Source organism: Caballeronia sp. dw_19 (assembly GCF_018449515.1).
Classification (GTDB): domain Bacteria; phylum Pseudomonadota; class Gammaproteobacteria; order Burkholderiales; family Burkholderiaceae; genus Caballeronia.
On the sequence record NZ_JAAVUQ010000009.1, the window covers coordinates 218,955 to 232,323 of the forward strand.

Annotated in this window: 12 protein-coding genes; 11 read left to right on the forward strand and 1 reads right to left on the reverse strand. The window is 61.7% G+C overall.

Going from position 1 to position 13,369, the window contains the following annotated elements; translation table 11 throughout:
- The first annotated feature begins 8 nt into the window (after nucleotides 1-8).
- From HB376_RS15630 to HB376_RS15640, 3 genes are read left to right on the forward strand one after another with little or no spacing between them, the layout of a single operon-like run.
- Complete coding sequence (locus tag HB376_RS15630; protein WP_213764565.1) at nucleotides 9-1,112, forward strand: zinc-binding dehydrogenase; 1,104 nt, start codon at nucleotides 9-11, stop codon at nucleotides 1,110-1,112.
- Nucleotides 1,109-1,963, forward strand: coding sequence for an alpha/beta hydrolase (locus HB376_RS15635; RefSeq protein ID WP_213764566.1), 855 nt, complete (start codon nucleotides 1,109-1,111; stop codon nucleotides 1,961-1,963). Before HB376_RS15630 ends, HB376_RS15635 begins: the two co-directional genes overlap by 4 nt.
- On the forward strand, nucleotides 1,960-2,907 hold the full coding sequence (locus HB376_RS15640; protein ID WP_213764567.1) for a LysR substrate-binding domain-containing protein: 948 nt from the start codon (nucleotides 1,960-1,962) through the stop codon (nucleotides 2,905-2,907). Before HB376_RS15635 ends, HB376_RS15640 begins: the two co-directional genes overlap by 4 nt.
- A 235-nt stretch (nucleotides 2,908-3,142) precedes the next feature.
- On the opposite strand, the gene HB376_RS15645 is transcribed toward HB376_RS15640, so the two are convergent.
- On the reverse strand, nucleotides 3,143-4,513 hold the full coding sequence (locus HB376_RS15645) for an MFS transporter (protein ID WP_213764568.1): 1,371 nt from the start codon (nucleotides 4,511-4,513) through the stop codon (nucleotides 3,143-3,145).
- A gap of 122 nt (nucleotides 4,514-4,635) precedes the next feature.
- Between HB376_RS15645 and HB376_RS15650 the strand changes: the two genes are divergently transcribed.
- From HB376_RS15650 to HB376_RS15685, 8 genes are all read left to right on the forward strand, one after another.
- Nucleotides 4,636-5,982 (forward strand): FAD-dependent oxidoreductase, encoded by a 1,347-nt coding sequence (locus tag HB376_RS15650; RefSeq protein WP_213764569.1) that lies wholly within the window; start codon nucleotides 4,636-4,638, stop codon nucleotides 5,980-5,982.
- A gap of 12 nt (nucleotides 5,983-5,994) precedes the next feature.
- The gene (gene ilvD, locus HB376_RS15655; RefSeq protein WP_213764570.1) at nucleotides 5,995-7,668 is read left to right on the forward strand and encodes a dihydroxy-acid dehydratase; all 1,674 of its coding nucleotides are present in this window, start codon (nucleotides 5,995-5,997) and stop codon (nucleotides 7,666-7,668) included.
- A gap of 42 nt (nucleotides 7,669-7,710) precedes the next feature.
- Complete coding sequence (locus tag HB376_RS15660) at nucleotides 7,711-8,397, forward strand: GntR family transcriptional regulator (protein WP_213764571.1); 687 nt, start codon at nucleotides 7,711-7,713, stop codon at nucleotides 8,395-8,397.
- Between the two features lie 345 nt (nucleotides 8,398-8,742).
- Nucleotides 8,743-9,480, forward strand: coding sequence for an ABC transporter permease (locus HB376_RS15665; RefSeq protein ID WP_276572812.1), 738 nt, complete (start codon nucleotides 8,743-8,745; stop codon nucleotides 9,478-9,480).
- A complete protein-coding gene (locus HB376_RS15670; protein ID WP_213764572.1) occupies nucleotides 9,477-10,712 on the forward strand; it encodes an ABC transporter ATP-binding protein in 1,236 nt (411 codons plus the stop codon). Before HB376_RS15665 ends, HB376_RS15670 begins: the two co-directional genes overlap by 4 nt.
- Nucleotides 10,709-11,449, forward strand: a complete 741-nt coding sequence (locus HB376_RS15675; RefSeq protein ID WP_255631368.1) for an ABC transporter permease — start codon at nucleotides 10,709-10,711, stop codon at nucleotides 11,447-11,449. The genes HB376_RS15670 and HB376_RS15675 overlap by 4 nt, the downstream gene beginning before the upstream one ends.
- Nucleotides 11,450-11,511: 62 nt before the next feature.
- Nucleotides 11,512-12,435 carry a glycine betaine ABC transporter substrate-binding protein gene (locus HB376_RS15680; RefSeq protein ID WP_213764573.1) on the forward strand — a complete coding sequence of 308 codons (924 nt, stop codon included), beginning with the start codon at nucleotides 11,512-11,514 and terminating at the stop codon, nucleotides 12,433-12,435.
- A gap of 21 nt (nucleotides 12,436-12,456) precedes the next feature.
- Nucleotides 12,457-13,353, forward strand: a complete 897-nt coding sequence (locus HB376_RS15685; RefSeq protein ID WP_213764574.1) for a nitrilase-related carbon-nitrogen hydrolase — start codon at nucleotides 12,457-12,459, stop codon at nucleotides 13,351-13,353.
- Nucleotides 13,354-13,369 lie beyond the last annotated feature (16 nt).

A 13,369-nucleotide genomic window follows, 5' to 3' on the forward strand; every position in this document is an offset into this window, starting at 1 on the left:
GAACGCCGATGATAAAAAGTCTTGCCGCCATTTGCGTGGCGCCCCATTTGCCTTTCGTCATCGATGAAATATGGGTGGACGGACCGCGAACGGGCGAAGTCCTGGTCGAAATAGCCGCGACCGGTTTGTGTCACACGGACCTTACCGCGATCGAGGGCAGCAATTCGAGTTGCGTGTATCCCGCGGTGCTGGGACACGAAGGCGCGGGCCGGGTGATCGAGACCGGTCCTGGCGTCAGCACGCTACGCGCCGGCGATCATGTCATTCCGCTCTACGGCCCGGAATGCGGCGTCTGCAAAATGTGCCTGAGCCGGCGCACGAACCTGTGCTGGTCGATCAAGCCGACGCGCGATCGGGGCGTCATGCCCGATGGTTCACCGCGCTTTCAATGGCAGGGCGAGCCATTGCACCATTTCATGGGAACATCGACATTCTCGCGCTACACCGTTGTACCCGAGATCGCGCTTGCCAAAATTCGCAAGGACGCGCCGCTCGACACGGTTTGTCTGCTCGGTTGCGGCGTGACCACTGGCGTCGGGGCAGCGCTTGCCGATGTGCGCGAAGGCGATAACGTGGTCGTGTTCGGGCTGGGCGGTATCGGCGTGAATATCGTGCAGGGCGCGCGCATTGCCGGCGCGAATGCGATCATCGGCGTCGACCTGCATGCGTCGAAGGCGCAGATCGCCCGGGAGCTCGGGATGACGCATTACATCGATGCCAGCGCGGGCCGCGTTCTGGAAGAAATCCGCGACCTGTGCGACGGCGGCGCCGATGCCGCCTTCGAATGCACCGGCCATGTCGCCGTCATGCGCCAGGCGCTCGATTGCTGCCACGCCGGATGGGGCACTTGCGTGCTGCTGGGCGTTGAACCGCGCGATGCGCTCATGTCCGTGCCACCGGTCGCTGTGCGCTATGGGCGCACCGTGAAAGGGAGCTATTTTGGCGGTGTGCGCGGGCGCACGGGACTCGGGCGTATCGTCGATCTCTACATGGACGGTCAGATAGATATCGGCCGGCTCGTCACGCACCGCCTGCCGTTCGATCAGATCAATCGCGGCTTCGAACTCATGGTTTCGGGGGAGTCGCTCAGAAGCGTGGTGTCATTCGAGTGACGATAGATCCCGCAATCGAGTCGCAATACTTTTTCTCCGCGCGGTATCCCGAGCGGCGGCACATCTACGACGCGATCGACCGCTTGAGTGCCGACGTCCGCAGCACGCATGCATGTACCCTCGACGTCCCGTACGGTAGTCATCCGCTCGAGCGAGCAGATCTGTTCGCCGGCGAGGTCGACGCGCCGCTGCTTGTGTTCATCCATGGAGGCTATTGGCGCAGCATGGACAAGCGCTCGTTTGCGTTTGTCGCCAGGCCGTTCGTCAAGCTGGGTTATTCTGTCGCGGTGTTAAATTATCCGCTTGCGCCGGAGACGCTTTTGACGGGCATTGTCGCGAGCATCGGTCGAGCGCTCCACTGGCTGGACACAGCGGGGCGCGCTCAGTTGCCGCGCTTTTCGTCGATGGTGATCGCGGGACATTCGGCCGGTGGTCATCTTGCGGCGTTGGCGGTTGCAACCTCGTTCGCCGCGCCGGCGGGACGGGGCTTACCTATCGCCGGATGTGCTTGTATCAGTGGAATTTTCGATCTTGAGCCTTTGATGAAAACCAGTCTCGCTCAGCAAATCTGCCTGACCCCGGCCGATGCCAAAGCACTTAGCCCGATCCGGCTAAGCCCCTTCGGCGGCTGGATGATCCTCGGTGTGGGTGCAGAGGAGACGACCGGCTTTATCGACTCGCAAACCCGGCGCTTTGCTGCGTACCGCGCCTCACGTAGTCTCGACACGACTGTCACAATGCTGCCCGCCCGCAATCACTACACGGTACTGATGGACCTTACTCGCGATGACGGCCTCGTCCTGAGTGCCATCGATGCGCGCATGAGCCGCACGGGATGCAAACCCGCATGACGCCGGAACGACCGCGCGAGCGCAAACTCGCCTTCGTCAACTTCAACCAGTTGCGGTCCTTTTATGCCGTCGCCCAGGAGATGAGCTTCACGAAGGCGGCATTGCTTCTTCACATTGGCCAGCCGACCCTGACCGTACAGGTCAAGCAGTTGGAGGAGAACTATGGCGTCGAACTATTCATTCGCTCTCCAAAGGGATTGCAGCTAAGTGAAACCGGAATGGCCCTGTTCGCGGTCGCGCGGCAGATATTCGAGCTTGAGGAACAAGCGGTCGATCTGCTCTGCTCGACCGGTGAAGCCGTGTCCGGATCTATTCGGATTGGGACAGTCGGGCCTTTCTTCGTGATGAAACTGCTCGCGAAGTTCACGCAACGGTATCCGCTGGTTCAGGTTTCCATCGATAGCGATAACTCCGATGGCGTGCTCAGGAAGATCCTGGATTCGAGCACGGATGTCGCGATCACCGGCAGCATTGTCAACGATGCCCGGCTTTACTCGCGCCATCTCGGCTCCCATGAGATCCTCGTTTTCGTCAATTCTTCTCACCCGTGGGCGCTGCTGGACAGCATCAAGCTGGCGCAACTCGACGGTCAGCGAATGATCATGCGCGAGCGGGGATCGATGACACGGACTGCGCTCGAAAAGGAGCTGACGCAACATCGCGTGCACCCGAAAGTTGTCATGGAGGTATCGCGCGATGCAGTGCGGGAAGCGGTGATGGAGGGGCTGGGCATTGGCATAGTGTCTCAGGCGGAATATCGTCCCCATGACAACCTGCATGTCCTGCACATTTCAGATTACAAGAGCTTCACGCATTCTTATGTCGTCTGTTTGCGTTCGAGAAGAGGCGCGAAGACTATTGCTGCTTTTACGGATCTCGCAGAATCGAGCGTGGACGGAAGCGTTAAATCCCCAGCGGTATTGAAAGCCGCCGACCTGGGATAGCGCAACTCACGTCAAGCCTGCGCTGTGACGGGGTGCCACCCTGGAACTGAAGAGGGAGGACTCCGACGCGTACGTACATGTTGAACAGCGCTGGCAAATGGTGCCGGCAAACGGTGCCGGCAAACGGTCCTGGACTTTGTACTTCAAACGTTCTTCCTGAACCGGACGGTGCCAGATTTTATCTGGCACCGATTCCGGCGCCTGGTTCCTGTTCTGCCCGCATTGCAGCAGCATGCTAGAGCACGTTCTGCCCTTTTTCTCGCGGCCCTGGCGCCCCATTCAGCCCATGGTCCGGGTGTCTTTGCTCGCCTGCCGGAGATCCGGTCTTGATCCGGCTCGCCGCCAGTACCCCTGCAACCACGCACAGCGCGATGAAATACCATCCGTTGCTGTAGTCCTTCTTTCCGAGGGCATCGACAGTGACAAGAATCGCGAAGATTTTCGCGGAGAACGCCGCGACGAAATAGCCCGCGCCGTTCATGAAGCCCATCGCCTTGCCATATACCTCCGGCGTGAAAATTTCGGCAGGCAATGCGAGGAACGGTCCCCACGCCATGTTGCCGAAGAATCCCATGCCGCAAAGCGCGATAGTCAGCAGCAACTGATTGGCATGCTGCAATGAGCCGAGCAAAACCACGAACGGAGCGAGGCCGATAAAGCACGCAAGGATCATGATCTTGCGGTTGCCGTGAAAGACTTTATCGGAGAGATAGGACGATACGAAGCTGCCCACCGCGCCCGCGAGAAAATAAAGTCCGCTCCACCATCCCATGGTTTGCAGCTTGAAACCGAAGGTGTCCGAGAGGTAAAGCGGGATCCAGGTGAGTGCGCCGTACAACGTGATCTGCATCACGATATCGACAAAAACAACCGCTACGTAGGTCTTGTTCTTGAACAGGTCGAGAAAGCTCACCGCGCCGTTGCGCATGATGTCCTGCTGCGCGTTGCGATATTCACCGCGCTTGATGGTGCCGGAAGCGATCTCGTCGCGGTAAGCATATTCCAGCTCTTCTTCCGTGATCTTCTTGTACTGCTCGGGGCGATCGAACACGAAGAGCAGAATCATCGCGAGCGGGACGACACCCAACGCGCCCGTGACCACGAATACGATCCGCCAGCTGTTCGCATGCGCGGCGAACTGGGTCGCCACCACGCTTGCCCACGCGGGCGTGAGAATCCAGGCCCACGCCAGGATAGTCTGCGCGCGCGCCCGGCCTTCCTTGTTGAACCAGCGCATCAGAATACGCGCCGACGGCACGTATTCAGTTCCCACCAGCATGCCGAACAACGCCATGCGCAAGAGGTATTCGTTGCGCGTCTGGATCGCGCCCATGTACATGGTCATCACCGACCACGCGACCACCGAAAACACCAGGATGCGCTTCGGTCCGAACTTGTCCGTGAGGAGGCCCGACACATATTGCGACGGCCCGTAGAACAGCAGCATCAGGAATGCGCCCGTGCCGATATCACCGGTGCTGAGGCCGATATCGTGCGCAATCATCGGGTTCAGGACGCTGCTTTTTACCCGGTCAAGGTACTGGATGCTGTAGGCAACAAATAGAACGATGGCAATGATCCACCGGTACGGAATGCGCGGCCTCATAAGGCTGTCTCCTAAGTCAAAATGATCTTGTATGTTGGTAGTATGTCAGTGACATGTTGACAGAATATGATGTTGTTGCTTAGAGTGTCAACTAGAAAACGAACCTTGGATGGAGGAGATTCATGACTCGAACGATCGTTTTGGAGACGCGCGACGTCCGTCCGGTCGAGACTATCGAAGCGGATGTATTCGTCGCGGGCGGCGGCGCGGCGGGCCTCGCAGCGGCGGTAACGGCGGCACGGCAGGGCTGCCGGGTCGTGCTGGCGGAGCGCTACGGGTTCTGCGGAGGCGGCGCGGTCGCGGGCCTGTCGGGCACGGTGTGCGGCCTGTACGAAGCCAGCAATGGAGACGCGCCGCCCAACCAGTTGGTGCATGGTTTCGTCGATGAATTCATCGCGATGATGCATGCGCGCGGCGGCCTTGGCGATCCGGTGAAATACGGCAAGACCTATACGGTGGTCCACGATCCGCTGGTCTGGCGCGAGGTGGCGGATGCGCTGCTGCGCGAAGCCGGTATTACCGTGATTTATCACGCGACGGTGACGGAAGTCCTGCTGGACGAAGGGCGCGTCGCCGGCGCGCAGATTTATACGAAAAGCGGCAAGGTGCGGGTGCTGGCTCCCATTACGATTGATGCCAGCGGCGACGCCGACCTGGTCACCATGGCGGGCTGGCCGACCTCGATGGGGGACAACGGTCACGTTCAGAATCCGACCATGATCTTTCGCCTCGGCGGTGTGGACGTGGAGCGGTTTCTCAGCGCGTACGGCCACGACACGATCATGCCGCCCGAGATATCGGCGCAGCTCGTGGAGGCGAATGGCCGCGGCTATACGCTGCCGCGCGCCAAGATCTGGCTGTTCCCTACACCGCGTCCGGGCGAACTGCTTTGCAATTGCACGCGTATCACGGGCGCCGATGGCCGCGAGCTCAATTCCATGATCCATCGGGATTTCACGGAAGCGGAGTTCGAAGGGCGCCTGCAAGTGCGTGAGTATGCGCGCTTCTTCCGCGACCATCTGGCGGGATGCGAGACGAGCTGGGTCAACGACACCGGCGTGCAGGTCGGCATTCGACAAAGCCGTCAGGCGCTCGGCGTGCAGACGTTGCTCAACGCCGACATTCTCGCGGGCAAGAAATTCGCCGATGGCATCGCGCGTTCACCGTGGCCAATCGAGCTGCATAGCGGCAGCCGGCCGCGCGTCGAGTGGCTGCTCAACGATTACTACGAAGTCCCGTTCGGCTGTTTCGTGCCGCAAGGGGGCGACGGGCTGCTGACGGCGGGGCGATGTTTATCGGCCGAACACGAAGCGGTGGCGTCCGCGCGCGTCACGGCGCAGTGCTTTTCCTATGGTCATGCAATCGGCCACGCCGCGGCGCTGGCTGTCAACGAACACATTCCGGTGAGCAGGCTGGCAGGTCGCGATATCCGCTTGCTGCTCAACCGCGATGGCGCACAACTCGATTAAAGGAACTCCACAATGACTCAAAAATTGCGCAGTAATTTCACGCCGGGCACCACGCGCTGGGCCGTGCGCCGTTCGCAATGGCTGGCGATGGGCTTGACGGAAGCGGACTTCGAAAAACCGAAGATCGCGATCGTGAATTCATCGAGCAAATTGTCGGTGTGTTATCAGCATCTCGATGGCGTGTCGCAGGTTGTACAGGACGCGATTCGCGCAGCCGGGGGCGTGCCGCTGGAAATCCGCACGGTGGCGCCATCCGATTTCGTCACCAGCGCCGGCAAGCAGGGGCGCTACCTGATGCCCACGCGCGACTTGCTGGTCAACGACGTCGAGGTCCAGGTGGAAGGCGCCGAACTGGACGGCATGGTGCTCCTCGCTTCATGCGACAAGACCACGCCCGCGCAACTCATGGCCGCGGGGCGGCTGAATGTGCCGAGCATCATCGTCACGTGCGGGTTTCAGCTGGGGTCTCAGTGCGGCGACCATCATGTCGATATTGAAGAGGTCTACAAGTCGGTCGGCGCGTACAAGGCGAAGAAGATCACGCTGCATGACCTGACCGAGATGACATGCCACGCGATCAAGGGGCCGGGCGTGTGCGCGGGCCTCGCCACCGCCAATTCCATGCATTGCATGGCGGAAGCGCTGGGAATGACGCTGCCGGGCAACGCGCCGATCCGCGCGGGCAGCGAAGCGCTCAATGACTACGCGGCACGCGCCGGCGTCGCGATCATGGACCTGGTCGCCCGGGATATCCGCCCGCGCCAGATCATGACGGCGGCGGCGTTTCGTAACGCGGTCCGGGTGGCGGTGGCAATCGGCGCCTCGGTCAATGTGATGCGCCATCTGCTGGCTGCCGCTATCGAGAGCGAGTGCGATGTGAATATCATCGGCGAATTCGAAGCAGCCGGCGCGCTGGTCGGGCAGATCACCAAGGTGCGCCCGAACGGACCCGACCGGATCGAGGATTTTGCGGCCGCCGGCGGCTGCGCCGGGGCGATGAAGCAACTGCAAAGCGTACTCGATACCTCCGTCATGACTGTGACGGGCAGCAGCTTGCAAGCGAACCTGGACGCGCGTCCGGCGCCGGACGAAGCGGTTATCGCCAAGCTCGCGACGCCGTTTTTTGCTGAGCCGGGCCTGATCATCGTCAGGGGAAATCTTGCGCCGGACGGTTCGGTGGTCAAGCTCTCCGCCGTGCCGAAACACGTGCGGCGCTTTTCCGGACCCGCGACGGTATTCGAAGACGAGAACGATGCGATCGCGCAAATCGAGAAGAACGAGATCGCGCGCGGTTCGGTTGTGGTCCTGCGCATGATGGGACCGAAGGGGGGGCCGGGCACGGTGTTCGCTGCCAGCTTCATGGCGGCGCTGGTCGGCGCGGGGCTGGGAGACACGGTAGCCGTTGTGACCGACGGCGAGCTGTCGGGCTTGAACAGCGGCATTACCATCGGGCAGGTGATGCCGGAGGCGGCGGAGGGCGGTCCCTTGGCAGTGGTGCGAAACGGCGACATAATAACGATCGACCTCAACGAGAAATCGATGACTCTTGAAATCTCGGACGGCGAAATGGAGGCGCGCCTCACGGCGCTTCCGCCCCTGCGCGCAACGACTGAAAAGGGCTGGCTTTCCATGTACCAGCAACTGGTGCAGCCGCTTTCAAAAGGCGCGGTGCTCGGCAAGCGCTGATGGTCGCCGGCCGGGTCCGCCAATCACTCTGAAGGCCCATTTATGAACGGACCCGTGCCGGTCAATCCTGTCATTGTCGACAACGAAGAGCAAAGCCTCGCAGGCCAGGCGTACACGCAGATCGAGGAGCGCATAGCAACACTCAGCCTCAGGCCGGGGCAGATCGTCTCCGAAAACGGCTTGTCGAAGCTGCTGGGCCTGGGCCGGACGCCCGTGCGCGAAGCGTTGCAGCAGCTTGCGCGCGAAGGTCTGGTGGTGATCGTACCGAAGCTCGGCATCATCATTTCCGAGATCGACGTGCGCAAGCAATTGAAGCTGCTCGAAGTCCGGCGCGAACTCGAACGGTATCTGGTGGCAGTCGCGGCGAAACGCGCAGACTCGCAGCAGCGCGCGGAATTCGCCACGCTGGCCGAGCAGATGGAGCAGGCGGCGCAGGAGAATGACGGCGATGCGTTTCTTGCCCATGACCGGACGTTCAATCGCTTGCTGCTCGAAAGTGCCCGCAATGAATACGCGACTTCCGCCATGAAACTCATGCAGGGTTTGTCGCGGCGATTCTGGTACGCGCATTACAAGGAATCGGCGAATCTGCCTGAAGCGGCACGATTGCATGCGCGAATTGCATCGGCGATCGCGGACGGTGACGAAGATCTGGCGCGCGATGCGCTGGATCGGCTGATCGATAATGTCGAGACGTTTACACGCGCGGCGCTCGATTCCTATCGATAGCCGCAGCGCATAGTTCCCCTCTGCACGAGATCTACCCCCCTTCCGGGCGTAGGCAGACCTCAGCCTCTGAAGCCCCCGAGCGCGAACGGGACCAGGCGTGGCCGCAAGGCAGAATCGCGCTGAAAGCGCCTGCAAACCCAAATCCAAAACCCACTCCGGCCCCAGGCGAAAACCCGCGGGCGTCGCCTCGGTGACACTTGATGTCGAAAACGTGGTGCTGCCGTGCATTTTGAGCCGCTACAGTTCTCTGGCGGCGAGGTGGTCTGGAAAACGATCCATATACCGACAAACCCTGATCCCGCAGCGCTATCGACCCAATCGGCTGGGCTCTCTTCCGGAGGACGCTTGGAAACGCTCGCTTTCATCTGGACAAACGGTCCTTCGATCTTGCACATGCTCGTCGAGCATCTGCAGATCGTGGCGGTGGGCGTCGGCTTCGCCATCCTCACCGGCGTACCGCTGGGTATCGCCATCAGCCTCAATGAACGTGTGGCGCGGATCGTGCTCTATGTGGCCGCCATCCTCATGACGGTGCCGTCGATCGCGCTGTTCGGCTTGCTGATCCCGGTACTGTCGCTGATTGGGCAAGGCATCGGGTTCCTGCCGGCGGTGATTGCGCTGTTCCTTTATTCCCAGTTGCCGATCGTGCGCAATACCTACACGGCGATCCGCAATCTCGACCCTGCCATGCGAGAAGCCGCGCGCGGCATGGGCATGACCACGAAGCAACGGCTCTTCCGCGTCGAACTGCCCATTGCCGTGCCCATCATCATGGCCGGCATCAGGATGGCCGTGGTCATCAACATCGGCATTGCGGCAATTGCAACCTATATTGGCGCGGGCGGGCTCGGCAAGCTGATCAGCCGCGGCATCTCGCAGTCGGACCCGAGACAACTGATAGCCGGGGCGGTGATCGTGGGTGCCCTTGCGATCGTGGCGGACTTTGGACTGGCCTGCCTGCAACGCCGCCTCACGCCTGCCGGTCTGCGCACGGCGCGCCTGCCCCTGCTGGCTTGGGGCCGTCGCGCGGTCTCGGCCGACGTGCGCGCAGTCGACCCCATCACCATTGCGGAGAGCCGATGATCAAGCTTCAGAATCTCACCAAGCGCTTCGAATCGCGCCAGTCGCAAGCGGTGGTCGACAACCTCACGATGGAGATTGGCGAAGGGGAGTTATGCGTGCTGCTCGGACCCTCGGGTTGCGGCAAGACCACCACGCTAAAGATGATCAACCGGCTGGTGCAGCCGACGTCGGGCAAGATCCTGATCGGCGGAGAAGACACCGCGAGCTTCGACGTGGTCGAGTTGCGTCGGCGCATTGGCTATGTGATCCAGCAGGTTGGCCTGTTCCCCAACATGACGGTGGAAGGCAACATCGCGCTCGTGCCGCAGATGCTCGGTTGGGACAAGGCGCGCACGCGCAAGCGCGTGGAGGAGTTGCTTGAACTCGTCGCGCTTGATCCGGCCGTGTTCATGCGCTGTTATCCACGTGACCTGTCGGGTGGTCAGCAACAACGCGTGGGGGTCGCGCGCGCACTTGCCGCCGATCCGCCCGTGATGCTGATGGACGAACCGTTCGGCGCCATCGATCCGATCAACCGCACGGCTATCCAGGACGAGTTTCGCAAGATCCAGCGGCGCCTGAACAAGACCGTGGTGTTCGTGAGCCACGATATTGACGAAGCCGTGAAGATGGCCGACAAGATCGCGATCTTCCGCGACGGCAAGCTCGAACAATATGGACCGCCGGAAGAATTGCTGGCACGGCCGGCCAGCGCGTTCATCGCGAACTTCGTCGGCTCGGATCGCGCATTGAAGCGCTTGCGCCTGCTGTGCGCAAGCGATGCGCTGATGAGTTCGAGAGCGGTCGCGCGCGTTGGAGAAACGCACCGCAACGTGCGCGCGGCGCTGGGCACGCATCCCGGCGGCGAGGTCATCGTGGTCGATTCTAACGGGGCGCCGTGCGGCTATCTCAGCGCCGCATGCCTGGACGCCGCGGGCGTGAACGCGGACGACCGGCTGGATGCATCGATTGCGATGCCGCTTACTGCGACGGCCCGTGCAGGCGACGACTTGCGCAGCGTAGTGTCCGCCATGCTCGCGCACGGCGTCTCATGGTTCGCCGTGCTCGACGATGCCGGCCGCTTCGCCGGTTATGTCAGCTATGCGGCGATCGCGGCGTTGGCGCGCGCGGCGCACCCGGACGCATGCGTTCAAGCGGGCTTGGGTGTCTTCACCGATGACAACGCGGGTTTAGTTCCACTCGCCGGCCAGGAAGATCCCGGCGTGCTCACGCGCGCGGAAGAGGGCGCATGAGCATGGGCTCGCCTACCGTTCATCGCGTGCGCGGCCGATGTCTTTTCGTGGCGCTCACGATGCTCGCCGCTTGCGCCGACGCTCATGCCGACAGCTTGTTCTCGTCGCTCGCGCAGTATCGCGCGGACATCGTCTATCAGGCGGGTCAGCAGATGCTCATGGTTGCAATTGCCGGTCTTGCTGCCATCGTGGTCGCGATCCCCACGGGTATCTGGCTTAGCCGGCCCGGACGCGGCCGCGCGGCGCATCCCGTGCTGCTCGCGCTCAACGCGGGACAAGCCGTGCCGAAACTCGCGCTGCTCGCGCTGGCCATGAGTCTGCTCGGAATCGGCGCAAAGCCGGCCATCTTCGGCTTGTGGGTCGCGACCCTGCTGCCGATCACGATGAATACCTACGAAGGCCTGCGTGCCGTGCCGCCGACGCTGATCGACGCCGCGACCGGCATTGGCATGACCCGCCGGCAGATCCTGTGGCGCGTGGAAATGCCCAACGCGATGTACGTCATTTTCGCGGGACTCAGAACGGCTCTGGCAATCACTGTCGGCACCGCGCCGCTCGCATTTCTCGTGGGCGGCGGCGGGCTGGGCGAGCTGATCTTTACCGGCATCGACCTGAATGATTTTCCGATGCTGCTTGCCGGCGCGATTCCAACCGCGGCACTCGCCATTGCCACCGACATGCTGGTCGCGCAGATGCAGCTTCGGCTGGTGCCGCGTGGCGTGAATCCGCAGCGTTGACGGGTCCTTTTTCGTTTCGTTTGCCAAGTCAGTTTGTCCCTTAACCACATTTCGGACCTTCCATGCACACTCGGCTCTCCCGGTTATTTTCCCGCGCTTCAATTTCCGCGTTTACCTGTGCGCTAGGCTTTTGTATCGCCGGGGCGTTTGTATCGACGTCCGCCGGTGCAGCCACGATCACGGTCGGCGGCAAGAATTTCACCGAGCAAGTGCTGATGGCGCAGATGACCACCGCCTTGCTGGAGGCCAAGGGATTCACCGTCGTTAAAAAGGACGGCATGGGCAGCAGCGTGCTGCGCGAGGCGCAGGAAAATGGTCAGATCGATGTGTATTGGGAATACACGGGCACCTCGTTGATCACCTACAACAAAGTCACGGATCATTTGAATCCAGCGCAGACCTATCAGCGCGTGAAAGAGCTGGATGCGAAGAAGGGACTGGTATGGCTCGATCCGTCGAAAGCGAATAACACCTATGGCCTGGCGATGAATCGCGACGAAGCCGCGAAGCTTGGCATTGCCACGCTAAGCGACTTGTCGAAGGTCCTCAATAGCGGCAAGGAACTGACGTTCGCGTGCAATTCAGAGTTCTACGCACGGCCCGACGGCCTCAAGCCGCTGCAGCAAGCCTATGGCTTCAGCTTCTCGCCACCGCAGGTCAAGCGGATGGATTCGGGCCTGACGTATCAGGCGCTGAAGGACCGGCAGGTCGATCTCGCGCTGGTGTTCACGACCGATGGCCGCGTGCCCGCGTTCAACTTCATCGTGCTGCGCGACGACAAGGGTTTCTTCCCGGCCTACGCGCTGACACCAGTCATCCGTAAGGAAACACTCGACGCCAATCCGAAGCTCGCGGGCATTCTCAACGCACTTTCCGCGAAACTCGACGACCAGACCATGGCGCGTCTGAATGCTGAAGTGGATGTGTCGAAGAAGTCGGTGGACGACGTCGCGGCGCAGTTCCTGAAGTCGTCGGGACTGATCTAGACCGAGGGTTCGCGCGCAAACATGAAACATGAACTCGTGGTGGCGGCCGCACAGATGGAAAGCGTGCCGGGCTCGATTGCTTCGAATGTGGACAAGCATCTGTCGATGCTCGCAGCCGCCGCAGCGTCGGACGTACAACTGCTGGTATTTCCGGAACTGTCACTGGTGGGCCACGGCGCGGGTGCGGATGCGTTGCGTCTCGCCATGCCCGCCGATGACCCCGTGCTGCTGCAAATAGCGGCTGCGTGCACCGGCATACACGCCGTGGTCGGCTTCATGGAAGAAGCGCCGGGCGCGCAGTTCTACAACAGCGTGGCCACGCTGGCGCAAGGCCGCGTGGTCCACGTGCATCGGAAGATTTCCCTGGCGACCTACGGAAAGCTCGACGACGGCAAGTATTTCGCCCCCGGCGACGCGCTCGGTGGTTTCGATCTCGATGCGCACTGGCGCGTCGCTACGCCGGTCTGCGCCGACCTGTGGAATCCGGCGCTCGTGCATGCATCGGCGTGTGCGGGCACGACCTTGTTCGCGGCGCCGGTCAGCTCGGCGCTCGAAGCCGTCGGTCAGGACTTCGACAACCCGCGCGGCTGGGATCTGGCCTTGCGGTTCTACGCGCTGGTCTACGGCACGCCGGTCGTGATGGCGAACCGCGTGGGCCGCGAGGGCGATCTCCATTTCTGGGGTGGTTCGCGCATCGTCGGCCCCGATGGTCACGTCATTGCTCAAAGCGAACAGGCCCGCGAAGAACTGGTGATCGCGACACTGGACTACGACGCCGTGCGCCAGGCGCGTTTCGCGTTGCCCACTATTCGCGACGCCAACGCGCTGAAGTTGAATCCGGCTGTTGCATCGTGTCGGTTTCGTGATGGGCTTGGTCGTGAACCTGCGCTCACGCCGCAAAACGGCGGAACACAATAGCTTCACACGAATGTTT

Coding starts and splice junctions, on each gene's coding strand:
- HB376_RS15685 (WP_213764574.1), top strand. CDS start 12,457: ATGAAACATGAACTCGTGGTGGCGGCCGCACAGATGGAAAGCGTGCCG.
- ilvD (WP_213764570.1), top strand. CDS start 5,995: ATGACTCAAAAATTGCGCAGTAATTTCACGCCGGGCACCACGCGCTGG.
- HB376_RS15645 (WP_213764568.1), bottom strand. CDS start 4,513: ATGAGGCCGCGCATTCCGTACCGGTGGATCATTGCCATCGTTCTATTT.
- HB376_RS15640 (WP_213764567.1), top strand. CDS start 1,960: ATGACGCCGGAACGACCGCGCGAGCGCAAACTCGCCTTCGTCAACTTC.
- HB376_RS15670 (WP_213764572.1), top strand. CDS start 9,477: ATGATCAAGCTTCAGAATCTCACCAAGCGCTTCGAATCGCGCCAGTCG.
- HB376_RS15680 (WP_213764573.1), top strand. CDS start 11,512: ATGCACACTCGGCTCTCCCGGTTATTTTCCCGCGCTTCAATTTCCGCG.
- HB376_RS15675 (WP_255631368.1), top strand. CDS start 10,709: ATGAGCATGGGCTCGCCTACCGTTCATCGCGTGCGCGGCCGATGTCTT.
- HB376_RS15650 (WP_213764569.1), top strand. CDS start 4,636: ATGACTCGAACGATCGTTTTGGAGACGCGCGACGTCCGTCCGGTCGAG.
- HB376_RS15630 (WP_213764565.1), top strand. CDS start 9: ATGATAAAAAGTCTTGCCGCCATTTGCGTGGCGCCCCATTTGCCTTTC.
- HB376_RS15660 (WP_213764571.1), top strand. CDS start 7,711: ATGAACGGACCCGTGCCGGTCAATCCTGTCATTGTCGACAACGAAGAG.